We start from the raw sequence: 25,327 nt of genomic DNA, 5'->3' as shown, positions 1-25,327 counted from the left end.
CGCGAGCACAGTTCGGTGGGCGCACCCGGAGCACGTTAGGTTGGAGTGCCGCAGTTCGAGGGAGACGTGATGAGCCGAGACGATCAGATCACCCGTGTCGAGGCGACCCGTGTCGAGTCGACCCGGATGGTCGAGCGTGCATTGGGCGACGGCGATCTGACCGCGGCGCACGATGCGGTCACCGACCTGAGTGTGGAACTGCTCGTCGACGTGCTCGAGCGGCTGAACCCTACCGACCGTGCGGTGCTCTATCGGTTGCTTCCCAAGGACCAGGCGATGGAGGTGTTCGAGCAGCTGGATCCGAGTCTGCAGAGCGCTCTCGTCGGTGGTCTGCAGGACGATCAGGTCGCCTCGATCTTCGCCGATCTCGAGCCCGACGATCGAGTCGAACTGCTCGACGAGTTGCCGGCCACCGTTGCAGCGAAGCTCATGCGAGGTCTTCCGTACGACGAACGTGAAATGACGGCAGCCATCCTCGGCTACCCGCAGGGTGCGCTGGGGCGGCGGATGAGCCCGGAGTTCGTCTCGTTGCGCCTCGACATGCCGATCGAACGAGCGCTCGCGATGGTTCGGAGCCGCCTCCACGATGCGGAGACGGTCTACACGCTGCCGGTCGTCGACAGGAACCGGGTCCTCGTCGGCGTGGTGGGGCTGCGAGAGCTGATGGGCGCGCCGGAGGGCAGCGTCGTCGGCGACATCATGAACGAGCCGTATTTCGCGCGTGCCACCGACGAAGCGGAGGAAGCGGCCCGTCGCTGTGCCGAGCTGAAATTGCTGGCGCTGATCGTCGTGGACAGCGAGACACGGCTGGTGGGCATCCTCACCGTCGACGATGCGCTGCGCATCCTGGAATCGGCCGAGAGCGAGGACCAGGCCCGCATCGGTGGCACCGAGCCGCTGAGGCAACCGTATCTTGCCACTCCCGTGGGGCAACTGGTGCGCTCACGGGTCGTGTGGCTGTTGGTGCTGGCAGTGGGCGCGACGCTGACCGTGCAGGTGCTCGAGGTGTTCGAGTCGACACTGGAGCAGGCCGTGACGTTGGCGTTGTTCGTGCCGTTGTTGATCGGCACCGGCGGCAACACCGGGAACCAGGCGGCGACCACCGTTACGCGCGCGTTGGCCCTCGACGATGTGAGCCCCCGCGACATCGGTCGTGTCGTCGCCCGTGAGAGCCGGGTGGGGCTCTCACTCGGGGTGCTGCTCGGAACAGTGGCGTTCGTGCTCGCGACTCTCGTCTACGACATGTCGGTGGGAGCGGTGATCGGATTGACGCTGCTCACCGTGTGCACGCTCGCGGCCACCGTCGGTGGGGTCATGCCGTTGGCGGCCAAGGCGATTCGTGCAGATCCCGCGGTCTTCTCCAATCCGTTCATCACCACGTTCGTCGACGCGACGGGCCTGGTGGTGTACTTCCTGATAGCGAAGGCCGTACTGGGAATCTGACGAGGCGAATCGGCGCCTCAGCGGGGTTCGAATCGCACCGTGGCGCCGGGACGCAACAGTGCAGGTGGGGTCCGGTCCGGTTGCCACAGCACCTGTTCCGTGGTGCCGATCAGCTGCCAGCCACCGGGGGAACTTCTCGGATAGACGCCGGAGAATTCGCCGGCCAGCCCGACCGCGCCCGCGGGCACCGAGGTGCGCGGGGAGTCGCGCCGGGGTACGTGCAAGCGGCTGTCGCCGCCCGTGAGATACGCGAAGCCGGGGGCGAACCCGCCGAACGCCACGGTCCAGACCTGGCCGGTGTGTGCCGCAATCACTTCGCTGACACCCAGTCCGGACAGTTCCCCGACCTCCTCGAGATCGGGGCCGTCGTACCGGACTTCGATCACCACTTCCGTACCTGCGGCGGGGTCCGCACGCACCGGCGGTGTCTCGACGAGCCAGCGGCGTACGTCGTCGGCGTGGGCCGTCTCGGCGTCGAAGCAGACCAGGAGTGTGCGGGCGGCGGGAATCAGGTCGACGACACCGGGCATGCGCACCGCATCGAGTGCCCGGAAATGCGCGAGCACGTCGTCGAGCGAATCGAACTCCGCGAGCATCGCGGAGTCGCCGTTGGGTAGCAGTCTCACGCGCGAAACCTAGACGAATGCGCGGATGTCGATGTTCTCGGCGTCCAGCAGTGCCCGGACGGCCACGGCCATGACGGTGGCGTCGGGAGAGTCGCCGTGGATGCATACGGATTTCGCGTCCACCCGTACGTCGGTGCCGTCGATTGCCGTGACCACACCCTCGGTGACCATGCGCAACACGCGCTGGGCCACGACATCAGGGTGGTGCAACACGGCACCTGGTTCGCGTCGTGACACCAGGGTGCCCTCGGGTGTGTATGCGCGGTCGGCGAACGCCTCGGTCACCACGACCAGTCCCGCGCGCTCGGCCTCCTCGAGGAACACCGAGCCGGGAAGGCCGAGCACAGGCAGGGAGGCGTTGTAGGAGCGGATCGCCTCCACCACGGCGCGGGCCTGCTCGCGGTGGTGCACGATCGCGTTGTACAGGGCGCCGTGCGGTTTGACGTAACTGACCGCCGAACCTGCCGCACGAGCGAGACCGTCGAGGGCGCCGATCTGATAGATGACCTCGGCGGTGAGTTCGGCGGGCTCGACGTCGATGAATCGTCGACCGAATCCCGTCAGATCGTGATACCCCACCTGTGCACCGATGCGCACGGAATGATCTGCAGCGCCCCTGCAGGTTTCGAGCAGCGTCGACGGATCGCCCGCGTGGAACCCGCATGCGATGTTGGCGCTCGTCACGAGTGAGAGCATGGTCTCGTCGTCGCCGAGGCGCCACTGCCCGTAGCTTTCGCCCAGGTCGCTGTTCAGGTCGATGCGGGTCACGTGCCCAATTCTAGGCGGGTGTCAGATCGTCACCCCGACGTCCTTCGCGACGATGTTGTCGAGTGCGCGTTCGGCGACGGCAGCGATGGTCATCGACGGGTTGCACGCACCGGCGTGGCCCGGAAGCAGGGCGCCATCGAGTACGTACAGGCCGCGCTGGCCGTGTACTCGTCCGTCGAGGTCGCAGACTCCGCCCATGCTCGCCCCGCCGAGCGGGTGCCACGTGGACGGCATGATGGCATTGGTGTCGGTGGCGATGCCTGTGTTGCCCACGATCCTGCGCACCGTGGGATCGATGTGGCCGTTCTGAATCGCAACGTCGCCGTCCTTCGGCCAATGCAGGATCGCGTCGTCTCTCGCGGAGTCGTAGACGAACGAGCCGCGGCTGTCGCTGATGCCGTAGCCCACGAGCACGGTGCTACGAGAGTTGACGCCCATCGCCGGAATCGACGCTTGGATCACGGTGAAGGCGGCGTTCGGATCGTCCCAGTTCTTGCTGCCGTAGACGACCGGGCCGCCCTGCAAGGCACCGAAGTCCTCGCGCATGTCGGTCCAGAGATAGATGCGATCTGCATTGCTGCCCCAGTTGCGTCCGAGATCGTCGGGGAGATCCGAGATCTGACCCTTCTGCGATGCCCGGACCAGCAGGCGGGTCGTGTTGACGCTGCCTGCGGCCAGGATGAGTGTGTCGGTGGTGAGGATCTTGTTCTCGAGGAGATTCCCCGAGGTGTCGATCCGGTCGACGTGCACGGTCCACCGGCCGTCGGAGGCACGTTCGATGTCCCTGACCTCGTGCTGGGTCTGCACGGTCACCAGACCCGTGGCCTCGGCAGCAGCGATGTAGGTGACATCGACGGAATGCTTGCCGCCGTTGTTGACACCGAGAGCACCGGAGCCGTCGGTGTACGAGGGGGTCATCTCACCGCGCAGCTCGGCGAGGGCATAGTCCCAGTCGATCGGCATGGGAATCTTCTCGAGCGGCAGTCCGGCCTGCTTCACGCGGTCGGCGAAGATGCGCGCTGCGGCGTAGTTGGGGTGGGAGACGAGTTCGTCGGGGGCCGTCGCGAGCTGCAGCATCCGAGCGACGCGCGGGTAGTGGATGCGATTCATGGTGGCCCAGTCGAGCTCGGTCGGGAAGTGGGTGTTGAACACCTCTTCGCTGGGCTGCAACGACATTCCCTGGTAGACCAGTGATCCACCGCCGACGCCCGCGGCACACAGGGCGGTCATGTTCTGTCCGACGACCGCCTCGACCAGCCCGGTGTGCGGCTCGACCATGACGGGCCTGCCGAAGAGCTCGGGTGCGGAGCGGAACCACAGCATGCGACCGTCGGGTGCGTCGACTCGCGGGAAGGTTGTCGAATTCGGTCCGGTAGGCCAGCGTTTTCCTCGCTCGAGGATGGTGACGGGTACCCCGGCTTCGGCGAGGCGTAGTGCGCTCACACCGCCGCCGAAGCCGGAACCGATGATGACGACGCGGTGTTCCTCGCGTGTCAGCGGAACCTTGTTCGTTCGGGCAGCGATGCCGGTGGACGCGTGTGCGGCCGATGCTCCCGCCAGTGCGGCGCCGACGGTGGCTGCCCCTGCGAGAAATGTGCGCCTGGTGATGCTCGACAAGATTTCGACCCCCCAAGAGTCCGCTCGACCCCGGCGGATGTCTCCGGGTCGCGTGCAAAACTAGACACAAGGGTTCTGAGTGTCAAGGTTTGGGCATCGCGGGACCGAGCCATCTGGTGAGAAATCGCCGCAACTCGTCGTCCGAGTGCATCTCCGGATCGTCGAACAGAACCACCGACAATCCGAGGAAGAGCGCGATGTCGGCGATGTCGTCGAGCTGGGGAGCGATCTGCGGATACTTGTCGGTCAATGGTGCAAGCAGGTGATGGACGACCGGTTTCGCCCGGCTCACCATGCCCGTGTCGAAGAAGGGATGCTCGCGTCCCGAACGGTGCAATGCGGCGAGTACCGGGTTGTCACGCACCGCCCCCCGGCCGGCGACAAGCAGTTCGACGACGTACTCGCACGGCGTGTCCGTTCCGGACAACCGGGTGCGGATATCGTCGAGTCCTCCCAGCGCCGCGCTCGCGACCGCTTGCGATACCAGATCTTCCCGGCTCCCGAATATCGAGTACACCGTCTGTCGGGAGACGCCGGCCGCCTTCGCCACGCCCGCGATGGTGACGGCGTCGAACCCGTCGCTCGTGATGAGCGCGAGCGTCGCGTCGAGAACTTTCGTACGGGAGCGCATCCGCTGATTGTCCCGCACCGAGCGGACGTCAGGAGGACGGTGCCAGAACCCGTCCCGCGCCCCGGCGACGTTGCACCGACCCGATCGTCCGGCACACGAGGTAGATGACGAAGGCGATCGTGGTGATGAAACTCGAGACCGGGACACCGGGTGCGAGCGCGAGCAGGATGCCACCGACCGCCGCGACCTCGGCGAAGATCACCGACAGGATCGTCGCCGCAAGCGGCCCACGGGTCACCCGCGCCGCTGCGGCGGCAGGCGTGATGAGCAGAGCCATGACGAGGAGCGCACCGACGATCTGCACACCGAGCGCGGCGGTGATGCCGACGAGTACCGCGAAGACCATGGACAGTGCCCGCACCGGCACGCCACGTGCGGCGGCGACCTCGGGGTCGGTGCTCGAGAACAGCAGCGGACGGTACATCAGGACCAGGGCACCGATCACCACGACCGCGCAGCCTGCGAGCAGTGAGATGCCGGTCCCGCCGGGTGCCACGATCTGACCGGTCAAGAGTGAGAACGCGGCGCCGGTGCGGCCGTCGTATGCCCACAGCAACAACACGGCGAGGCCGAGTCCGAAGGCCATGACGACGCCGATCACCGAGTCCCGTTCGCGGGCGCGGGTGCCGAGCAATCCGAACAGGATCGCCGCGACCACTGCGCCGACGACTGCACCGAGCCCGACGGAGACTCCGACCAGCAGTGCTGCGGCGGCGCCCGTGAGAGACAACTCGGAGGTGCCGTGCACCGAGAACGCCATCTGTCGGCTGATGATCAGCGGACCGATGACACCGGCGAGGAGGCCGAGGATGGCGCCCGAGATCAGTGCCTGTTGCACGAAGTCGTACTGCAGCAGGTCGGCGGTGGTCCGGAAGTCGAACAGCCGTCCCATGGCGTCCGTGAACTTGCTGCTCATGCGTGGTCCTCGTGATGGTGATGGTGGACGCCTTCGCCCGGGCGGAGCCCGCCCGCGCTGCCGAGCGCATCGATGGCGTCGCCGGTGCCGACCACGACGAGCCGCCCGCGCATCTCGAGCACTTCGACCTCGGTGCGGTACAGCTCGGAGAGCACCTCGGAGGTCATCACCTCGGCGGGCGTGCCGATGCGGAACTGGCCGTCGACGAGATACAGCACCCGGTCGACGAGCGGAAGGATGGGATTGATCTCGTGGGTGACGAACAGGACGGCGGTGTCGTGGTCCTTGCGTCGCTGGTCGATGAGCGCCGAGACGAGATGCTGGTTGGCGAGGTCGAGGCTGAGCAGCGGTTCGTCGCACAGTAGGACCTGCGGATCGCCCACGAGTGCCTGTGCCACCCGGAGTCGTTGCTGCTCTCCGCCCGACAGGTCACCGACCAGCGCGTTCGCGTACGACTGTGCGCCGACCTGAGCGATCGCGGCATCCACAGCGGTCTTGCGGCGCTTGAAATGCCGTATGCCCGTGCCCCAACGATGTCCGTCCACGCCGAGTCCGACGAGGTCGCGGCCGCGTAGCGGGACACCCACGTCGAGGGTCTTCTGCTGCGGTACGTATCCGACGTGGGGGCTGCCGGTGTGGACCGGTGTGCCCGCGATGGTGGCGGTGCCCGAGCTGAGCGGGAGCTGGCCGAGGAGAACCTTGAGCAGGGAGGTCTTTCCGGCACCGTTCGGCCCGAGGACCGCGATGAATTCTCCGGGGTGCACCGCGAGGTCGAGGTGGTCCCAGAGGGTGCGTTCACCGAACGCCAATCGGGCGCCGCTCAGTTCGACCGCGTGGGGGTGGTCGGGGAAGGAAGATGTCACCGGGAGTCCGCGTTCTCGAGCTGTGGTCAGGGGCTGTGCGTGGGGGTCACGACGCAGAATCGAGTCCGGTGGCGAGCGACTCGGCGGTCCGGGTCTGCCACTGAATGTAGTCGAGGCCCTCGGGCAGGGTCTCGAAAACCTCGACGACGGGAATGCCTGAAGATTCGGCGGCGGAGCGCATCTCCCGGCTCACCTTGTCCTCGGTCTGCGGGTTGTAGAGAAGGACTCCGACCTTCTTGTCGAGCAGAAGCTGCCGGGTTTCGGCGATGCTCGCGGGCGAGGGGTCGGTGCCGTTCTCGATCGCGTTGGTGAAGTCGGTGGGGGTCACGTCGTCGAGACCGGCCGACAGCACGAGGTAGTGGCCGATGGTCTCGGTCTGCGCGATGGGTGCGTCGGCGTGGGTGTCTGCGATCCGGGTCGTCACGTCGGAGATGCCGTGCAGGCTCTCGTGGAAGGCGGCGGCGTTGTCGCGGTACACCTGCGCACCTTCCGGGTCGAGCTCGGAGAGTTGCTCGGCGACGGCGTGTGCGACGGCGTCGGCGGTCGCGAGGTCGTACCAGACGTGCTCGTTGACGCCGCTGTGATCGTGGCCCTCGTGACCGTCGCCGCCGTGATCGTCGCCTGCGTGGTCGTGTGTGGCCTCGTCTTCTGCCGGTGTTTCGGCCGCGGGGGTATCCGTGCTCGTGCCGTGGTCGTGGCCGGCGTGCAGGTCGCTGTGTTCACCGGACTCGAACAGTGCGAATGCTTCGACGGTGGGAACCTCGCCGCCGATGGACTCGAGGATGTCGTCGACGAAGTGGTCGTATCCGCCGCCGTTGTACACCACCAACGACGCGTCGCTGATCGCTGCGGCATCGAGCGGGCTCGCCTCGTAGGAGTGCGGGTCGGCGCTCGGCTGTGAGATCAGCGATTCGACTTCGATCCGGTCGCCCGCGACCGCTTGGGCGATCGAGCCCCACACGTTCGTCGAGGCGACCACACGCAGTTCGCCGTCCGAACTCGGGCCGCCTGCCGTCTCTGAGCCGCATGCAGCGAGGACGGTGACGCACGACAGGGTGGCCGCAGCGAGCGCGGCGCGGGAGGACAGACGCACAGTTGTTCTCTCCTGGGTCGGGGTGCGACACGGCGACGGTGAGGCCACCCTAACGCTATTGGAAACCGTTACCGTTCCACTTTAGCGGACGATTTCAGCATTCTGCCCAACCCGCTTGGTCGTGAGTATCGACACAGGACTACGGTCCGATCATGTCCAGGTCCCGTCAGCCGCGCCGACAGGCGACCCTGGCGTCGATCGCCGCCGAGCTGAAAATCTCCCGCACCACGGTCTCGAACGCGTACAACCGGCCGGATCAATTATCCACTGAGCTGCGCGAACGGGTCTTCGAGGTCGCGAAACGCCGCGGCTACGCCGGTCCCGATCCGATGGCTCGGTCGCTGCGCACCCGTAAGGCAGGGGCGGTCGGGGTGCTTCTCACCGAAGCCCTGAGCTACTCGTTCCGCGATCCCGCCGCGATGAGTTTTCTCTCAGGTCTGTCCGAAGCATGTGAAGCCGCCGGGCAAGGCCTGCTGCTCATTCCCGCGGGCCCCGGCCTCTCCGACGCCGATGCCGCGCAGGTCGTGCACCGCTCATCCGTCGACGGGTTCGTCGTCTATTCGGTGCCGCCCGAGGATCCCTATCTGGCGGCCGTGCTCGAGCGGCACCTGCCGATCGTCGCGTGCGACCAGCCGCGCGGTCTCGAGGTGGCCCCGGTCGTCGGAATCGACGACCGCAGCCCGATGCGTGATCTGGCCACCCATCTGATCGAGCTCGGTCACCGCGACTTCGGGATCGTCTGCATGCGGCTCGGTCGCGAACGGCACGACGGTGTCGTCGATTTCGCCACACTCGGGGACACCGGCTTCCACGTCCAACGCGAACGCATCCTCGGGGTCCGCGACGCCATGCGCGCCGCCGGGCTCGACGATTCCGCGCTCACCGTGGTCGAACGGTTCACCCACACCTCCGGCGACGGGCAGTCTGCCGCCGCACAGATCATGGGCGTCAACCCGCGTATCACCGCGCTGATGTGCACCACCGATGTGTTGGCGCTCGGTGCGCTCGCGTGGGCCGACCAAGCGGGCCTCGACGTCCCCGGCCACCTGTCGATCACCGGATTCGACGGCGTCGACGAGGCTCTGCGTGAAGGCTTGACGACGGTGAGCCAGCCCCAGAAGGACAAGGGACGCCGCGCGGGCGAACTGCTGTTGGCGTCGCCCGCGCACTCGGGCATACCCGAGCTCGAGATCCTCGACACCCGGCTCGTATTCGGCAAGACCTCGGGACCCGTCGAAAGCACCGGCTGGTACGCAGAGTAGTAGTGCTCAGACGGGTTTCGCGGCCAGCAGCTGAGCGCAGCGCAGCAGCCCGATGTGGCTGTATGCCTGCGGGTGATTGCCCAGCGACCGCTCGGCGACCGGGTCGTACTCCTCACTGAGCAGGCCGGTCGGGCCGGCGGCAGCGACGAGCTGAGCGAACAGTGCCTCCGCGTCGTTGCGCTGCCCGACGAGCAGATACGCCTCGACGAGCCATGCCGCACACAGATGGAAGCCGCCCTCGATGCCCGGCAGTCCGTCCTCGTGGCGGTACCGGTACACCGTCGAACCACTCCGCAATTCCGCCTCGGTGGCCCGGACCGTCTCGCGGAACCGCTCGTCGGTGGGGTCGATCAATCCGGTCAGTCCGATGAACAGGGTTGCCGCGTCGAGATCGGTGCCGTCGTATGCGGCGGTGTAGGAACGGACGTCGTCGTTCCAGCCCTTCTCGAGAACTTCCTCCGCGATCTCGTCGCGGAGGGATTCCCATTCCTCACCGGCGGGTCGCGAGAACGTGGACGCGAGTGCGAGCGCGCGATCGACGGTGAGCCAGCCCATGACCTTCGAATACACATGGTGTCGCGGGTTGTCGCGGATCTCCCAGATGCCGTGATCCGGTTCGAACCAGCGACGTTCGACGGCCGTGACCATCGAGCAGACCAGCTCCCAGTCGCGATCCGTGAGCGCGGACGCGCGGTCGGCGCCGCGTGCGTCGCGCCGATGCGCAACCGCGGAGATCAGATTCACGATGGGGCCGAACACGTCGAGCTGGACCTGCTGATTGGCTGCGTTGCCGACGCGCACCGGTCGCGAACCCGCATATCCGGGAAGGGAATCGAGCACGGCCTCCGGGGGCAACGCGCCACCTGCGAGTGTGTACAGCGGATGCAGGCGCTCGGGTCCGGGCAACGTCTCGAGGACCCCGTGAACCCAATCGAGGTAGTTCTCGGCCTCGGCGAGTGAGCCCACGTCCACGAGCGCGTGCGACGTCAGTGCCGCATCGCGTAGCCAGCAGTACCGGTAGTCCCAGTTGCGCACGCCGCCGATCTCCTCCGGCAGTGACGTGGTCGCTGCCGCGAGGATCGATCCGGTCGGTTCGTGGACGAGACCGCGCAATGTCAGCGCCGACCGCTTGGCGAGATCGGGCTTGAGTGTGGGGAGGTCGAGTTCCGCGGCCCACTGCCACCAGTATGCTTCCGCTTGTGCGCGACGCTCCACTTCGGAGATTGGATGTTCGTCGAGATCTTCTGTACCGCAACGCAATTCCAAAGTGATATCGCCCTCGGACGGGTCGACCACGGCATGAGCGGTGTGGTGGCCGCCGTCGCTGGTGATGTCCCAGCGCACACCCGGGGACCGCAGGACGTAGGGCTCGTTGAAGCCGTGCACGCGCAGGCCGTCGTCCTCGGCCTCGAGGATCACCTGGCCCTGACCGAATTCCGGTCGCGGTGCGAAGGTCACGACTGCCGTTGCGCGGCCGGCGATCACCCGCGTCAGGTCGGTGCGGCCGGCATCGACGTCGTGCGGCAGGTAATCGATCACCGCCAGACTCGCCCAGCGGGTCACGACGGTCATCGTCGAGTCGATGTAGCGCTGGCTCAGCGGAAGGGCCTCGCGCGTCGGGCCGATCGTGAAATGACCGGCGGCGTCGCCGCCGAGCAGATGGGCGAAGATCGCGGCTGCGTCCGGCTCCGGATGGCACAACCAGGTGATGGTGCCGTCGGGCGTGACCAATGCCTTCGAGCGCGGGCTCGCGAGCATGGTGAGTCGTTCGATGGGTGCGGCGTGGGCGCCCGACAACCAGGTGCGTCGTTCCTCGAGGAGGAAGGCCAGCGCGGCCACCACGTCGTCGGATCGATTCACCCGGAACTCGGCGATCGTCTCGCCTTCGCCGACCTTGATGCCCACGTCGGGTCCGCGCAGGGACGCGAACGCTTTCTCGTCGGTGACGTCGTCGCCGAAGAACACTGCGGCGCTGCAGGATTCCTGGTGACGGATGATGTCGAGTGCGCTGCCCTTGTCGGTCGGGACGACCGACAGCTCGATGACGGACTTGCCTTCGGTGACCTGGATGCCGGGGCGCAGCGCGAGATCGCCGCGCACCGCCGCCAGCGCGTGCTCGGCATCTTCGGGCATGGCATTGCGCACGTGCAGAGCGGCGCTTGCGGGCTTCGCCTCCACCCCGACGCCGGGAAAGCGGTTCGCGATCGCCTCGAGCCCGATGACGATGTCGCGGAGCAGGCTCTTGGATTCGTCGTCGATGGCGTGGACGAATCCGACATCGAACTCGGAGCCGTGGCTTCCGACCAGCTTGACCTCCACGGGCAGACGCGAGAGCGCTGCCAGGTCCTTGAGTGCGCGTCCCGAGATCACCGCGGCGGAGGTCGCAGGGAGAACCGCGAGGTTGCGCAGGGCGCGAACCGCTTCGGCATGGGGATGAGCATTGTCCGGATCGGACACGATGGGCGACAATGTGCCGTCGTAGTCGCTCGCGACCAGAAGCCGGGGCACTCGTGCGACAGCAGCCAGGGCGCGGCGCAGCTCGATGGGAAGGTCTAGTGCGCTCACCTGTCCCAAGGTAGGCGAAAAAGCCGATGCATCCACCCCGAGTGGAGCCAATCGTGAGGTGTTTCGCGTTACACCGTCGGATTGTGGGAGGAACGAGCCGGTCGGCTCACGAATCGCCGAGCGACTCGGCACCGCCGGGCATGGAGTACAGCTCGCGCGGGGAATCGCCGAGCAGCAGGTCGACGGTCAGTTCGAGTCGGCGCGCGACGTCGGTGGCCGAGGAACGGCGGGTCAGCCATGCCACGAGGTTGGACAACCACACATCGCTGATGACGCGCGCGATCGCGAGTTCTTCCTCGGTGGGTTCGCCCTCGTTCATGGCCCGCGCGAAGAGCCGGTCCATCAGCTTGCCCACCTGGTCGACCTCGGCTGCAGCCGAGGCATCGGCGAACATGAATGCCCGGGTCATCGCCTCGGTGAGCAGCGGGTCGCGCTGCATGGCCTTGGTGATCAGGCCCAGGATCAGATGCATGCGTTCGAGCGGGCTGTGGCCGGGCGGGATCTTTCCTCTGCCTTCGATGCGGGCGAATTCGCGCCCGAGCGCCGAGACCAGCAGGTGCACCTTCGACGGGAAGTACCGGTACAGCGTGCCCACTGCGACGTCGGCGCGTTCTGCCACCGCACGCATCTGCACGGCCTCGTATCCGCCCTTGGACGCGAGCGTCAGGGTGGCGTCGAGGATCCGCTTGCGCCGTTCCTTCTGGGCGTTGGAACTGAGATCGTCCTCCGTGAGGGCGGTCAAAGTTCCGTTGCCATTGGAACGCGAGCGAGACGGGGGGGCCATAGATCGTTTCCTCACACCTTGACTCTGAACCGGTGTCATATTAGAACACGTTCTAGGTAATTGTGTCATCTCGAAAGGTCGGAGACCCGCTGTGAGTATTGCCATGACAGAGGAACAGCGGGCCGTTCAGGCTTCTGTTCAGGCCTGGTCACGAGCCGCCACGCCGATATCCAGGATACGTCGGCATCCCGACGACACCTGGCGTGAGGGATGGGCGTCGCTCGCCGAACTCGGGCTGTTCGGTGTCGCCGTCCCGGAAGAGGCCGGAGGGCTCGGTGCCACCGTGGTCGACCTGGCCGTCATGCTCGAGCAGGCGGCACACGAACTCGCCGCCGGCCCCGTCGTCACCACCGCCGTTGCTGCGCTCGTGTTCGGACGCGGCGGAGACGCGGCGGCGAAGACGGCCGCGCTCCTCGCGGAAGGCGCCCTGCCCACCGCCGTCGCACTCGACCCGGTCGCCGCTGAACCCACCGCCGACGGGGTCGTGATCACCGGAGAGGCCGGCGCGGTGATCGCGGCGGAGCCCGGTGTCGCAGTCCTCCTTCGGCTCGATACCGGCAGTGGAAGCGCGGGTGGGGAGGGCGTCGAACGGTGGGCGCTCGTAGACCCCGACGCTTCCGGCGTGCATCTGGACGCGCTCGACACGATCGACAAGTCGCGCCCGCTCGCGCGAGTGCGGTTCGATGGAACGGTCGTCCCCGCCGATCGGGTGGTGCAGGCTCCCACCGGGTTCGTCCGCGATCTCACCGCGGCGCTCTCCGCGGCCGAACTCGCAGGCATCGCAGGCTGGGCACTGACCACTGCCGTCGAGTACGCCAAGATCCGTGAGCAGTTCGGAAAACCCATCGGCTCGTTCCAGGCCATCAAGCACCTGTGCGCGGAAATGCTGTGTCGTACAGAGAAGATCCGTGCCCTCGCCTGGGATGCAGCCGTCGCCGTCGACACGGATCCGGACGAGCTGCCCGTCGCGGCCGCCGTTGCCGCGGCAGTGTCGCTCGATGCTGCCGTGCAGACCACCAAGGATTCGATCCAGGTGCTCGGCGGTATCGGCTTCACCTGGGAACACGACGCGCACTTCTACCTGCGGCGTGCGGTCGCGACGCGGCAGTTGCTCGGTGGCTCCACCATGTGGCGCGCACGCCTGACAGAACTCACCCGCGCGGGCGCACGCCGTCACCTCGGAATCGACCTGTCGGAGCACGTCGCCGATCGCGAACGCATTCGTGGTGAGATCGCAGCCATCGCGGCGCGTCCCGAATCCGAACACCGGCAGATGCTCGCCGAATCCGGTTGTCTCGCACCGCACTGGCCCGCTCCGTACGGGCGCGGCGCGGGGCCCGCCGAACAGCTCCTCATCCAGGAAGAACTTGTGGCCGCAGGCATTTCGCGACCCGACCTGGTGATCGGAGCGTGGGCGGTGCCGACCGTTCTCGAACACGGAACAGCCGAGCAGATCGAACGTTTCGCGATGCCCACCCTCCGCGGCGACATCGTGTGGTGCCAGTTGTTCTCCGAGCCCGGCGCCGGATCGGACCTCGCGGCGCTGCGCACCACCGCGGAGAAGGTCGACGGCGGCTGGACGCTGCAGGGACAGAAGGTGTGGACGTCGCTCGCGCACGAGGCGGACTGGGCCATCTGCCTGGCTCGCACCGACCGCGATGCTCCGAAGCACAAGGGCATCACCTACTTTCTCGTCGACATGAAATCCGCGGGCATCACCGTGGCGCCACTGCGGGAGATCACCGGCGACGCCCTGTTCAACGAGGTGTTCCTGGACTCGGTGTTCGTACCCGACGAGTGCGTCGTCGGTTCGCTCGGCGGCGGCTGGAAACTCGCACGGACCACCCTCGCAAACGAACGGGTCGCGATGGGCGGGAAGTCGTCGCTCGGCCCGGCCATCGAAGAACTGCTCACCCTCGCCGCACCCGGCGACGCGGTGGCCGACGACCGGATCGGAACTCAGATCGGCGAGGCGCTCGTCGGCTCCCTGCTGGACCTGCGAACCACTCTCGCGCAGCTCGAGGGGCAGGACCCCGGTCCGGCGTCCAGTGTGCGGAAGCTGATCGGGGTGCGTCAGCGTCAGGACACCGCGGAGCTTGCGATGGATCTCGCGGGGGAGGCCGGATGGGTGGAGGGTCCGCTCACGCGCGAGTTCCTCAACCTCCGGTGCCTCACGATCGCGGGCGGAACCGAGCAGATCCTGCTCACTGTCGCGGCCGAACGCCTTCTCGGATTGCCTCGGAGCTGACGGGGGGCGAACCTGCCCGATCCCGAAGGGCGGGGCGAGCCCGTCGGTCCCGAAGGGCGGGACGAGCCCGCCGTCGACTCCTTCAGGCATGCACGATACGAGCCGACGGCGGTTTCGCCGACACCGGAATGGTGCTACAACTAGAACACGTTCTAACTAGAAGGTGGTTACGGTGGATTTCGCACGTGACGAGACGCAGGAGGAAGTGGCCGGAGTCGCCGCCGACCTGCTCGGTCGGGGTCTCGACTCCGACGAACTGTGGACCGCGCTCGCCGGTGCGGATCTGCTCTCCCTGGCATTACCCGAACGGCTCGGCGGTTCCGGACTCGGAGTTGCCGAGGCGCTCACCGTCCTGACCGAGGTCGGCCGTACGGCGGCTCTGATCCCGGCGCTGCCCACCATCGGATTCGGTGTGCTGCCGGTCCTTGCGCTCGCCACCGACGAGCAGCAGGACGAACTGCTCAGCGGGGTCGCCGCCGGTGGTGTCCTCACCGCGGCGCTCGCAGAGCCGAGCCGTCCCTTCCCGCAGACACCCGCTGCGACGGCCGTCGAGGTCGACGGCGGTGTCGCGGTCACGGGGTCGTTCGTTGCGGTTCCCTACGCGGACCGGGCGCGCAGCATCCTCGTGCCCACCGCTGCCGGTGTCGTCGCTGTGGCTCCCGACGCCGACGGGGTGACCCTGCGGGAAAGCCCCACGTCGGCGCACACCCCCGAATTCTCCGTCCGGCTCGACTCTGCGGTCGGAATCCGGCTCGGCGCAGGGGCCGAGCCGGCATCCGACGTCGAAACCCTGTACCGCCTGGCGACCACCGCGATTGCCGCATACTCGGACGGCCTGCTCACCGGCGCCACCGAACTCACCGCGAAGCACCTGAGTGAACGCCAGCAGTTCGGCAAGCCGCTCGCCGCCTTCCAGGCCGTCGCGCAGCAGATCGCCGACGTGTACGTCACCACCCGCACCCTGCACGTAGCGGCCCTGTCGACCATCTGGCGGGTCTCCGAGGGACTCGACGCCGCAGACGACCTCGACGTCGCCGCGTACTGGATCGCCGCGGAACTTCTCCCGGCGATGCGCGTGCTGCACCACTTGCACGGCGGCATCGGCGTCGACGAAACCTATCCGATGCACAGGTATTCGTCGTCCGCCAAGGATATTGCGCGGCTGCTCGGCGGCGCTTCGTACCGACTCGACCTCGTGGGGGCCCGGTGTTCATCGAACTGACCGAAGACCAGCGCGCGCTGCAGAACGAACTGCGCAGCTACTTCTCCAACCTCATCTCGCCCGAAGAAGCCGAGATCATGCGGATCGAGCGGCACGGCCCCACCTACCGTGACGTGATCCGTCGCATGGGCAAGGACCGGTGGCTCGGCGTCGGCTGGCCCGTCGAATTCGGCGGACACGGCTTCGGCGACGTCGAACAGCAGATCTTCGCCAACGAAGCCGTCCGCGCCGACGTGCCGCTGCCCAGCGTCACGCTGCAGACCGTCGGCCCCACCCTGCAGGTCTACGGCACCGACGAGCAGAAGCAGAAGTTCCTGCCCTCGATCCTCGCCGGCGAAGTCCACTTCGCCATCGGATACTCCGAACCCGAAGCAGGCACCGACCTCGCTGCGCTGCGGACCACCGCCGTCCGCGACGGCGACGAGTACGTGATCAACGGCCAGAAGATCTTCACCACCGGCGGGCACGACGCCGACTACATCTGGCTCGCCGCCCGCACCGGAACCGCGGACTCGAGGCACCGCGGCATCTCCGTCTTCATCGTCGACACCAGCGACCCCGGATTCAGCTGGACGCCCATCATCACCGCCGACGGTGCCCACCACATCAACGCCACGTACTACAGCGATGTGCGGGTGCCCGCGAGCATGCTCGTGGGCGAGGAGAACAAGGGCTGGCGCCTGATCACGACCCAGCTCAACCACGAGCGCGTCATGCTCGGACCGGCCGGGAAGGTCGCGGGAATCTACGAGCACCTGCTCGATTGGGTGCGCGAGCACAAGCTCACCGACGAACCCGACGTGCGCCGTGCTCTCGGCGAAATCCACGCGACGTACCGGCTCAACGAACTGCTCAACTGGCAGGTCGCCTCGAGCGATGGCGACGCCGTCGATATCGCTGACGCATCCGCGACCAAGGTCTTCGCCACCGAACGCATCCAGCGGGTCGGCATGCTCGCCGAAGAGATCGTCGGACGCCACGGCGACCCCGCCGATCCCGACACCGGCACATTGCTCAGCTGGCTCGACATGCAGGCCAAGCGGAACGTCGTCATCACCTTCGGCGGCGGCGTCAACGAGGTGATGCGGGAACTGATCGCAACGGCCGGCCTCGGGATGCCCCGGGTGCCGCGATGACGGAGGCGAACACCATGAGCACGCCCGAAGAAATCCTCGCGTCCGCCGACGGTGTTCGTGCCGACGGGCCGTCCGCCCCGCGCGCGGGACGCGACCCCGTCAACCTGCCGATGATCCGCAACTGGGTCGAGGCGATCGGCGACCTCAACCCCATCTACACCGACGAATCCGCGGCGATCGCGGCCGGACACGGCGGCCTCGTCGCGCCCCCCGCGATGGCGCAGGTGTGGACGATGCGCGGCCTCGGCGCCGAACGTGAGAAGGACGATCCGCTCGGCCGGATGACCAACATTCTCGACGAGGCGGGTTACACGTCGGTGGTCGCAACCAACTGCGACCAGATCTACCACCGGTACCTTCGCCCCGGCGAAGAGGTGACGATCGAGTCCACGCTCGAGGACGTCGTCGGTCCCAAGAAGACCGGACTCGGTGAGGGATGGTTCTTCACCACCCGCAACATCTGGAAGGTCGGCGACGAGGCGGTCGCCGAGATGATCTTCCGCATCCTGAAGTTCGCACCTCCGGCGGCGGAGAGCGATGACCGAATGTCACCTTCGGCCACAGCGCAGTCGGTCCCGGACGATCTCGACCCCACCCGTATGCTGCGCCCGTCCGCGTCGCACGACACGAAGTTCTTCTGGGACGGTGTCGCCGAGCACGAACTGCGCATCCAGCGTCGCCCCGACGGCTCACTGCAGCACCCTCCGGTGCCCGCACTGTGGCTCGACAAGGACGAGACGACCGATTACGTCGTCTCGTCGGGTCGCGGCACCGTCTTCAGCTTCGTGGTGCACCACGCACCGAAGGCGCCCGGACGCCAACTGCCGTTCGTGGTCGCCCTGGTGGAGCTCGACGGGGAACGAGTCCGCATGCTCGGCGAGCTGCGCGGTGTGGACCCGGCCGACGTGAAGATCGGAATGCCCGTCCAGGCAACCTATCTCGATTTCCCCGGCGACGACGAGACCGGCGGAATCCCCTGGACTCTCTACGCTTGGCAGCCCCGTGAGGAGGACGCGTGAGCACATCCACGACGACGGTGGGGGAGAAGCTCCCGCCCCTGTCCGTCCACGGCGACCCGACCTTCGTCATCTCGACGGCGTTGGCCACGAGGGACTTCCAGGACGTCCACCACGACCGCGATCTTGCACAGCAGCGCGGTTCGAAGGACATCTTCGTCAACATCCTCACCGACACCGGACTCGTCCAGCGGTATCTGACCGACTGGGCAGGGCCGCGCGCCGTCGTCAAGTCGATCTCATTGCGCCTCGGCGTTCCGTGGTACGCCTACGACACGCTCACGCTGAACGGCACCGTCGCTGACATCGCAGACGACGGCGTCATCACCGTCGACATCGTGGGTAGCAACTCGCTCGGCAACCACATCGTCGCGAAAGCCACGTTCCTCGCAGGCGAGGGCACATCCGAAGGAGGAACCGCATGAGCGGGCTGTCGCGTAAGGCTGCGATCGCCGGAATCGGCGCGACCGATTTCTCCAAGGACTCCGGGCGCAGCGAACTGCGCCTCGCCGCTGAAGCAGTGACCGATGCCCTCGACGACGCAGGACTCACACCGGCCGACGTCGACGGACTGGTCTCCTTCACGATGGACACCAACACCGAAGTCGCGGTCGCGCGGTCGGTCGGTATCCCGAGCCTGAAGTTCTTCTCCCGCATCCACTACGGCGGCGGGGCTGCGGCCGCGACGGTGCAACAGGCCGCGATGGCCGTCGCGACCGGTGTCGCCGACGTCGTCGTCGCCTACCGCGCGTTCAACGAACGCTCCGGTGCCCGCTACGGCCAAGTCAACAGTGCTCTTGCAACGCAGGTGAATTCGTCGGGTACCGACAATGCGTTCTCATACCCGCACGGCCTGAGCACCCCGGCTTCGTTCGTCGCGATGACCGCGCAGCGCTACATGCACGTCACGGGCGCCACCAGCGCGGATTTCGGTGCCGTCGCTGTCGCCGACCGCAAACACGCGGCGACGAACCCCAAGGCGTTCTTCCACGGTAAGCCGATCACCATCGAAGACCATCAGAACTCACGCTGGATCGCCGAGCCGCTGCATCTCCTCGACTGCTGCCAGGAATCGGATGGTGGTGTGGCACTGGTGATCACGACGCCCGAGCGTGCCAAGGATCTGAAGCAGACGCCGGCGATCATCACGGCGGCCGCGCAGGGCAGCGGTCCGGATCAATACATCATGACGAGCTACTACCGGGATGGCCTGACCGGCCTGCCCGAGATGGGTATCGTCGGCAATCAGCTGTGGGACCAGTCGGGGCTCACTCCGCAGGACGTGCAGACCGCGGTGCTCTACGACCACTTCACCCCGTACGTGCTGATGCAACTCGAGGAGCTCGGCTTCTGCAAACCCGGCGAAGCGAAGGATTTCATCGCCGACGGCGGAATCGAACTCGGCGGGCGCCTGCCGCTCAACACCCACGGCGGCCAGCTCGGTGAGGCCTACATCCACGGCATGAACGGCATCGCCGAGGGCGTCCGTCAGATTCGCGGATCATCCGTGAACCAGGTGGATTCCGTGGAGAATGTGCTCGTCACCGCGGGCACCGGTGTCCCGACATCAGGTCTGATGCTGTCGCGGTCCTGACCGGTCGCGCGTCCGGTAGTCACCCAACAGAGAAGGGCACGTACATGAGCAACTTCGAGGGCAAGGTCGCGTTCGTCACGGGAGCCGCACGCGGCCAGGGGCGTTCGCACGCATTGGCATTCGCGGAGGCGGGGGCGAACCTCGTCCTGTGCGACCGCTGCGAGGATTCACCCGTCGTGCGGTACCCGCTCGCCACCGAGGACGACCTCGCCGAGACCGTGCGTCTGGCCGAAGCTGCCGGTGCGAAGGTCATCTCGGAGAAGCTCGACACGGCAGATCGCGCAGCGATGGACGGTCTCGTCGCACGCGCCCACGACGAGTTCGGTCGCATCGACATCGCGGTCGCCAACGCCGGGGTGTCGACGGCCGCGCCGGTCCAGTCGATGCCGCAGGCCATGTGGGACGAGACGATCTCGTCGAACCTGACCGGTGTATTCAATACGATCGCGGCCGTCGCGCCCGGCATGATCGAACGCGGCTACGGACGCATCGTGACGATCTCGTCGATGCTCGGGCGCGCCGGCAACACCAACATGGTCGCCTACGGTGCATCCAAGTGGGGTGTCATCGGCCTGACCAAGAGTGCTGCACTGGATCTCGCGCAGAAGGGGATCACCGTCAACGCGATCGCGCCCGGCAATATCTCCACACCGATGATCCACAACGATGCGCTCTACGGCATGCTCCGCCCCGACCTGGAGAACCCCACCGCCGACGACGTCGCACCGGTCTTCACGTCGCTGCACGCCCAGCCTGTGCCGTGGCTCGAGCCCGAAGAGATCACTCGCGCAGTGCTGTTCTTCTGCGACGAGGCTGCCGCGCACATCAGCGGAACCGTGCTTCCGATCGATGCGGGGAACGCCGCGCGCGTTACGGGCTAGCGACTTCGGGACCGGTGCCGACGGCTCGCGTCGGCAGCCGGCCCGTACAGAACAGTGCCGCGACCGCGAGCAGTGCGGTCACACCGAATGCCACCTGCAGAGCTTCGAGGCGCGCGTCGCTGTTGACGGCGACGACGGCGTCGTGGGTCGGTTCGTCCAAGCCCGCGGCGTCCAAAGCGCCATCGAGTTCGGTGTTCGACAGGAACGGCACGCCCTGGGCGATCTGCGTGGTCGCCTGTTCCTGAACGGTTGCCGGGATCTCCGGGTTGTCTGCGATCCCCGCGCCCACCGACGTGGAGAGGGTGGCAATCAGGATCGATCCGATCAGCGCCGTACCGAGCGATGCGCCGAGGTTGGTGGCGGTGTTCTGGACGCCGCCGACCTCGGCGCTCTGCGATTCCGGGACCGCGGAAACCGTGATCGCTCCCAACTGCGATGACAATGCCCCGAGCCCCGACCCCATGAACAACATCGGGATCGCGACGACGGCTGCCGTGGCACCGGGGTCCATTCCGGCGGTGAGAATCACGATTCCTACGATCATCGACGCGAGACCGATCCGCACCACCCGTCGCGGATTCGCGTGGGGCCATAGTTTGGGGATACCCGCCGCTGCGAGGACGAGTGCGATCGAAAGCGGGAGGATTCGTACACCAGTCTCGAGTGCGCTCAACTCCAGCACCACGGACAGGAAGAGCGGCACCGAGAAGAAGACCCCGGCCTGGACTGCGAACTGCGCGAAGAACATCGTGAGTCCGCCGGTGAGCTGACGGTTCTCGAACAATGCCGGATCGATGAGTGGGTCGCGGCCTTTCCTGACCAGCGAATGCTGCCGTCGCATGAACACATAGAGGACCAGCAGCCCGCCGAGAATCAGCCAGATCACCGGAGACACCCCGATGATCTCGGGGCCGGAGGGAGTGGCGATCACCCAGCCCCATTCACTCGACCGCAGAACGCCGTACACGATCGTCGCCAGCCCCAGCATCGACATGATCGCGCTGGGCACATCGAGCGACACCGGCGACGGCGGCACGTCCCGCACCCGCCGCAGTACCAGCAGGATCAGTGCCACCACGACGACCTCGCCGAAGAACACGTATCGCCACGACGCGAAGGTCGTCACCGCCCCTCCGAGCAAGGGCCCGACGGCGACGGCCATCGCGCCGGCCGCTGCGACGAGTCCGTACGCTGCTGCCCGTCGTTCCGGTGGGAAGTTGGCGGCGACGAGCGACACGATCGCAGGCATGATCAGCGCCGCGCCGATGCCCTCGAGCAGACTCCACCCCACCAGAAGGATCAGCAGATTCGGGGCGAGCCCGGTGACGAGCGAGCCGACACCGTAGATCACGAGGCCGATGCCGAATGCTCGTCGTCGTCCGAGTGCGGTACCGATCTTGCCGCCGGTGATCATCAGAGACGCCATCACCAGCGTGTACAGGGTGATTGCCGTCTGGATTCCAGTGATCGTCGTGTCCAGATCCTGCGCGACCGTCGCCATCGACACGTTCATCACCGAACTGTCGAGCGTCATCAGAAATTGTCCCGACGCCAACACGGTCAGGACGAGCGTCGAGCCGGAACGCACTTCCGGACCTGATCTACGACTCGTGCTCATAGTCGAACCGGCTTCCGATTCCAGAAGTGAACCGCGCAGTACAGACAAAGTACAACAGCTCGGAGCCGGCAATCACGAGACTGCAAAATCGGTCGCACCCTGTCGGTGCCCTGGTGCACACTGGGCGAGCAACCCACATCCAGCGGGAGAAACTCATGGCCGATGCCATTGTTGTCGAAGGATTGATCAAGCGGTTCGGGGAGCTCATCGCGCTCGACGGGATCGATCTTCGTGTTCCGGAGGGGACGGTCACGGCGCTGCTCGGCCCCAACGGTGCGGGGAAGACCACGGCTGTTCGCGTCCTGACGACATTGCTGGCCCCCGACGGTGGCCGCGCCGAGGTCGCCGGTTTCGATGTCGTCTCCGACGCTGCAGCGCTGCGCACCCAGATCGGTGCGTCGGGTCAGTACGCCGCGGTCGACGAATACCTCACCGGGTACGAGAATCTCGAAATGGTCGGGCGTCTCTATCATCTCGGTGCCAAACGAAGTCGTGAGCGGGCACGCGAGTTGCTCGGCCAGTTCGACCTCGTCGAGGCGGGCGATCGCCCGGTGAAGACCTACTCGGGTGGTATGCGTCGCCGGCTCGACCTTGCGGGTGCGTTGGTCGCCGAACCGCCCGTGTTGTTCCTGGACGAGCCCACCACGGGCCTCGACCCCCGCGCCCGACTCGGCCTGTGGGACATCATCGAGAAGCTCGTCGAACGCGGCACCACCTTGCTGCTCACCACGCAGTACATGGACGAGGCGGAGCGGCTCGCCGATCGGATCGTCGTGATCGATCGGGGCACCATCATCGCGCGGGGTACCGCCGACGAGCTCAAGTCGCTCGTCGGTGGTGAACGCATCGAGCTACTGGTTCCCGATGGCGGGCAGGTCGAGACCGCACGTGAGGCTCTGGCGGGGCTTGCTGCCGGAGAGATACGCGTCGAAGCGGGTCGCGTGATCGTGCCGGCCACCGGCGGCACCGAACTCCTCGTCGCGGCACTCGGTCGGGTCGCCGAGGCCGGGGTTCGGGTCACCGACGTCACGCTGCGTCGGCCCACTCTCGACGACGTGTTTCTCACCCTGACGGGCCACGAGGCAGCGGAGAAGATCGAGGAGACGGCAAAGTGAACACTCTGCAGATGACCGCATCCGACGGACTGACCATCGCCAAACGCAACGTCATCAAGATCAAGCGCGTGCCCGATCTGATCGTCTTCACAACCCTGTCGCCGATCATGTTCGTGCTGTTGTTCGCGTACGTGTTCGGCAGCGCAATCCAGATTCCGGGCACGTCGTACCGCGAGTTTCTCATCGCGGGTGTCTTCACCCAGACCGTGATCTTCGGCGCCACGTGGACGGGCCTCGGCATGGTCGAAGACCTTCAGAAGGGCATCATCGACCGATTCCGAACGCTGCCGATGGCACCGTCCGCGGTGCTGATCGGCCGTACCTCCACCGACGTGCTCATCAACATCGTGAGCTTGGTGGTCATGTCGCTGACCGGACTGGTCGTCGGCTGGCGTATCAATTCGTCGCCGCTGGAGGCGCTCGCCGGTTATGTGCTCCTGTTGCTGTTCGCGTATGCCCTGTCGTGGCTGATGGCGGTGGTGGGGATGTGGATCCGTACGCCCGAGGTGTTCAACAACGCGAGCTTCATGGTGATCTTCCCGCTGTCGTTCATCGCCAACACGTTCGTCGACACGTCGCAGATGCCGACCGTGCTGCGTACGTTCGCCGAGTGGAACCCGGTGTCGGCGGTGACCCAGGCGGTCCGTGAACTGTTCGGCAACACCAATCCGATGATGCCGGTACCCGACGTCTGGCCCTTGCAGAACCCCATCATCGCGTCACTGCTGTGGACCGCGTTGATGCTGCTCGTATTCGTGCCGTTCGCAATCCGTCGCTACAAGAAGGCGGTCAGTCGCTGAGACATCACGCTCCGCGCTGCGCAGCCCATCCGTTGATGGCGGTCGCGAACTCGGTCGACGCGGGCAGCAGCGCCGGGCCGTCTGCAATGCCGGCAGGCAGGGGGCCGAGTTCTTCGAGGCTGTGATTGGCCGTCGTGAAGTGCCCGAACTGCAGATCGGTGTGCTCGAGTGAGGCCCGCAGCGGCTCGATCTGATCGCAGGTGATGTTGAGGTCCTTGTCGGAGCAGGTCAGCAGGACCGGGGTGTCGGACGGCAGTGATGCGGCGAGCTCCGGCGGATTCAGTGCGTCGGCCTCGGCCAGGAACGTCGCGTTGTACGCGTTGAAGCCGAACTGCACCATGATCGGGCTCAGGTCTTCCGGGACGGTGCCGGTGCTGCGAAGAGAATCGACGGCACGGGGAATGTCGTTGCGCAGCGCCTCGGCGTCGGCGTCGGCGAGTTGCCCCGAATTCGCGATCGACTCGAGCTGGCCGCGCAGTAGATCGAGGTAGCGCATCGACAACGGTGCCAGCAAGCCGTATCCCTCGCCGACTCCGCGCTGCGCGAGTGCGAGCGTGGTCAGGCCGCCCTCGCTGTGGCCGAGCACGAGGATGTCGTCGGCCGCGAAGCCGGTGCGCTCGGAGAGCAGTGCGGCAGCTGCCTGAGCGTGGTCGACCTGATCGGTGAACCCGTACACGTTGCCGGACTCGGGCGCGTACGACCCGAGCCCGGTGGCACCCGCACCGATCTTGTCGAACCGCAGGCTCGCGATCCCGTGTGCGGCGAGCGACTCGGAGACACGAAGCAGGGTGTCGGCCACCATCATCGGAGCCTGGTTGCCGTTGCGATCGGTGACCCCACTGCCGGGCAGCAGTAGCGCGGCACCCTTGACGTCGCCCTCGGGGGTGCGCAGGCTTCCGTGGAAGGTGGTTCCGGAAGCGTCGAACGTGACGTCGGTATCGGAGCCCGCAGGCGCGATGACGGACCCCGTGTCGGGCAGTGCAGACGCAGTACCTGTGAACGTCGCACCGCCCGCCACTACGAGTAGGGGAATCGCTGCTGCACCGATCACACGCCGAAGGCTTCGCATAATTGCGAACCCTAACAAACCTCGCGAACCCTCATCATTTCCGAGCGAATGTATCACTCG

The 25,327-nt window shown here is 66.7% G+C and carries 22 protein-coding genes; 11 read left to right on the top strand and 11 right to left on the bottom strand.

Annotated elements, in window-relative coordinates:
* The first annotated feature begins 69 nt into the window (after positions 1 to 69).
* Entirely contained in the window at positions 70 to 1,443 is a 1,374-nt protein-coding gene (mgtE, locus tag ACFWB0_RS03805; RefSeq protein ID WP_378489085.1) for a magnesium transporter, read from the top strand.
* 17 nt (positions 1,444 to 1,460) lie between these two features.
* On the opposite strand, the gene pxpB is transcribed toward mgtE, so the two are convergent.
* From pxpB to ACFWB0_RS03770, 7 genes are all read right to left on the bottom strand, one after another.
* Complete coding sequence (pxpB, locus tag ACFWB0_RS03800; RefSeq protein WP_378489084.1) at positions 1,461 to 2,069, bottom strand: 5-oxoprolinase subunit PxpB; 609 nt, start codon at positions 2,067 to 2,069, stop codon at positions 1,461 to 1,463.
* A 9-nt stretch (positions 2,070 to 2,078) separates the two neighbouring features.
* A complete protein-coding gene (locus ACFWB0_RS03795) occupies positions 2,079 to 2,837 on the bottom strand; it encodes a LamB/YcsF family protein (protein WP_378489083.1) in 759 nt (252 codons plus the stop codon).
* A gap of 21 nt (positions 2,838 to 2,858) precedes the next feature.
* Positions 2,859 to 4,454 carry a GMC oxidoreductase gene (locus tag ACFWB0_RS03790; protein WP_378489082.1) on the bottom strand — a complete coding sequence of 532 codons (1,596 nt, stop codon included), beginning with the start codon at positions 4,452 to 4,454 and terminating at the stop codon, positions 2,859 to 2,861.
* An 82-nt stretch (positions 4,455 to 4,536) separates the two neighbouring features.
* Entirely contained in the window at positions 4,537 to 5,085 is a 549-nt protein-coding gene (locus ACFWB0_RS03785; RefSeq protein ID WP_378489081.1) for a TetR/AcrR family transcriptional regulator, read from the bottom strand.
* Between the two features lie 28 nt (positions 5,086 to 5,113).
* Complete coding sequence (locus tag ACFWB0_RS03780; RefSeq protein ID WP_378489080.1) at positions 5,114 to 6,001, bottom strand: metal ABC transporter permease; 888 nt, start codon at positions 5,999 to 6,001, stop codon at positions 5,114 to 5,116.
* Complete coding sequence (locus tag ACFWB0_RS03775; protein ID WP_378489079.1) at positions 5,998 to 6,864, bottom strand: metal ABC transporter ATP-binding protein; 867 nt, start codon at positions 6,862 to 6,864, stop codon at positions 5,998 to 6,000. Before ACFWB0_RS03775 ends, ACFWB0_RS03780 begins: the two co-directional genes overlap by 4 nt.
* Positions 6,865 to 6,910: 46 nt before the next feature.
* Positions 6,911 to 7,957: a metal ABC transporter solute-binding protein, Zn/Mn family gene (locus tag ACFWB0_RS03770; RefSeq protein WP_378489078.1), complete on the bottom strand. Its 1,047-nt coding sequence runs from the start codon at positions 7,955 to 7,957 to the stop codon at positions 6,911 to 6,913.
* A 152-nt stretch (positions 7,958 to 8,109) separates the two neighbouring features.
* On the opposite strand from ACFWB0_RS03770, the gene ACFWB0_RS03765 reads away from it, so the two are divergent.
* On the top strand, positions 8,110 to 9,219 hold the full coding sequence (locus tag ACFWB0_RS03765) for a LacI family DNA-binding transcriptional regulator (RefSeq protein ID WP_378489077.1): 1,110 nt from the start codon (positions 8,110 to 8,112) through the stop codon (positions 9,217 to 9,219).
* 6 nt (positions 9,220 to 9,225) lie between these two features.
* On the opposite strand, the gene otsB is transcribed toward ACFWB0_RS03765, so the two are convergent.
* Both otsB and kstR read right to left on the bottom strand, forming a co-directional pair.
* Positions 9,226 to 11,784: a trehalose-phosphatase gene (gene otsB, locus ACFWB0_RS03760; protein WP_378489076.1), complete on the bottom strand. Its 2,559-nt coding sequence runs from the start codon at positions 11,782 to 11,784 to the stop codon at positions 9,226 to 9,228.
* A gap of 106 nt (positions 11,785 to 11,890) precedes the next feature.
* The gene (gene kstR, locus ACFWB0_RS03755) at positions 11,891 to 12,568 is read right to left on the bottom strand and encodes a cholesterol catabolism transcriptional regulator KstR (RefSeq protein ID WP_378489075.1); all 678 of its coding nucleotides are present in this window, start codon (positions 12,566 to 12,568) and stop codon (positions 11,891 to 11,893) included.
* 91 nt (positions 12,569 to 12,659) lie between these two features.
* Between kstR and ACFWB0_RS03750 the strand changes: the two genes are divergently transcribed.
* From ACFWB0_RS03750 to ACFWB0_RS03720, 7 genes are all read left to right on the top strand, one after another.
* Positions 12,660 to 14,816, top strand: a complete 2,157-nt coding sequence (locus ACFWB0_RS03750) for an acyl-CoA dehydrogenase (RefSeq protein WP_378489074.1) — start codon at positions 12,660 to 12,662, stop codon at positions 14,814 to 14,816.
* 172 nt (positions 14,817 to 14,988) lie between these two features.
* Positions 14,989 to 16,038, top strand: coding sequence for an acyl-CoA dehydrogenase family protein (locus ACFWB0_RS03745; protein ID WP_378489073.1), 1,050 nt, complete (start codon positions 14,989 to 14,991; stop codon positions 16,036 to 16,038).
* The gene (locus ACFWB0_RS03740) at positions 16,023 to 17,174 is read left to right on the top strand and encodes an acyl-CoA dehydrogenase family protein (RefSeq protein WP_378489072.1); all 1,152 of its coding nucleotides are present in this window, start codon (positions 16,023 to 16,025) and stop codon (positions 17,172 to 17,174) included. Before ACFWB0_RS03745 ends, ACFWB0_RS03740 begins: the two co-directional genes overlap by 16 nt.
* Positions 17,175 to 17,188: 14 nt before the next feature.
* Positions 17,189 to 18,193, top strand: coding sequence for a bifunctional MaoC family dehydratase N-terminal/OB-fold nucleic acid binding domain-containing protein (locus ACFWB0_RS03735; RefSeq protein WP_378489071.1), 1,005 nt, complete (start codon positions 17,189 to 17,191; stop codon positions 18,191 to 18,193).
* Entirely contained in the window at positions 18,190 to 18,615 is a 426-nt protein-coding gene (locus ACFWB0_RS03730; RefSeq protein WP_378489070.1) for a MaoC family dehydratase, read from the top strand. The genes ACFWB0_RS03735 and ACFWB0_RS03730 overlap by 4 nt, the downstream gene beginning before the upstream one ends.
* Positions 18,612 to 19,784 (top strand): lipid-transfer protein, encoded by a 1,173-nt coding sequence (locus ACFWB0_RS03725; protein ID WP_378489069.1) that lies wholly within the window; start codon positions 18,612 to 18,614, stop codon positions 19,782 to 19,784. The genes ACFWB0_RS03730 and ACFWB0_RS03725 overlap by 4 nt, the downstream gene beginning before the upstream one ends.
* Before the next feature lie 44 nt (positions 19,785 to 19,828).
* A complete protein-coding gene (locus ACFWB0_RS03720; protein WP_378489068.1) occupies positions 19,829 to 20,665 on the top strand; it encodes a mycofactocin-coupled SDR family oxidoreductase in 837 nt (278 codons plus the stop codon).
* Here ACFWB0_RS03720 and ACFWB0_RS03715 read toward each other — a convergent pair.
* Positions 20,655 to 22,283 (bottom strand): MFS transporter, encoded by a 1,629-nt coding sequence (locus ACFWB0_RS03715; protein ID WP_378489067.1) that lies wholly within the window; start codon positions 22,281 to 22,283, stop codon positions 20,655 to 20,657. The two genes, ACFWB0_RS03720 and ACFWB0_RS03715, sit on opposite strands and share 11 nt — an antisense overlap.
* Before the next feature lie 155 nt (positions 22,284 to 22,438).
* Here ACFWB0_RS03715 and ACFWB0_RS03710 point away from each other — a divergent pair, with 155 nt between their 5' ends.
* The gene (locus ACFWB0_RS03710; RefSeq protein ID WP_378489066.1) at positions 22,439 to 23,398 is read left to right on the top strand and encodes an ATP-binding cassette domain-containing protein; all 960 of its coding nucleotides are present in this window, start codon (positions 22,439 to 22,441) and stop codon (positions 23,396 to 23,398) included.
* Positions 23,399 to 23,409: 11 nt separating this feature from the next.
* Positions 23,410 to 24,198 (top strand): ABC transporter permease, encoded by a 789-nt coding sequence (locus ACFWB0_RS03705; protein ID WP_378489129.1) that lies wholly within the window; start codon positions 23,410 to 23,412, stop codon positions 24,196 to 24,198.
* 4 nt (positions 24,199 to 24,202) lie between these two features.
* On the opposite strand, the gene ACFWB0_RS03700 is transcribed toward ACFWB0_RS03705, so the two are convergent.
* A complete protein-coding gene (locus tag ACFWB0_RS03700) occupies positions 24,203 to 25,249 on the bottom strand; it encodes an alpha/beta hydrolase (RefSeq protein ID WP_378489065.1) in 1,047 nt (348 codons plus the stop codon).
* Between the last annotated feature and the right edge of the window lie 78 nt (positions 25,250 to 25,327).

Source organism: Rhodococcus sp. NPDC060086 (assembly GCF_042730275.1).
Classification (GTDB): Bacteria; Actinomycetota; Actinomycetes; order Mycobacteriales; family Mycobacteriaceae; genus Rhodococcus.
This window is presented reverse-complemented; position numbering and strand designations above follow the sequence as displayed.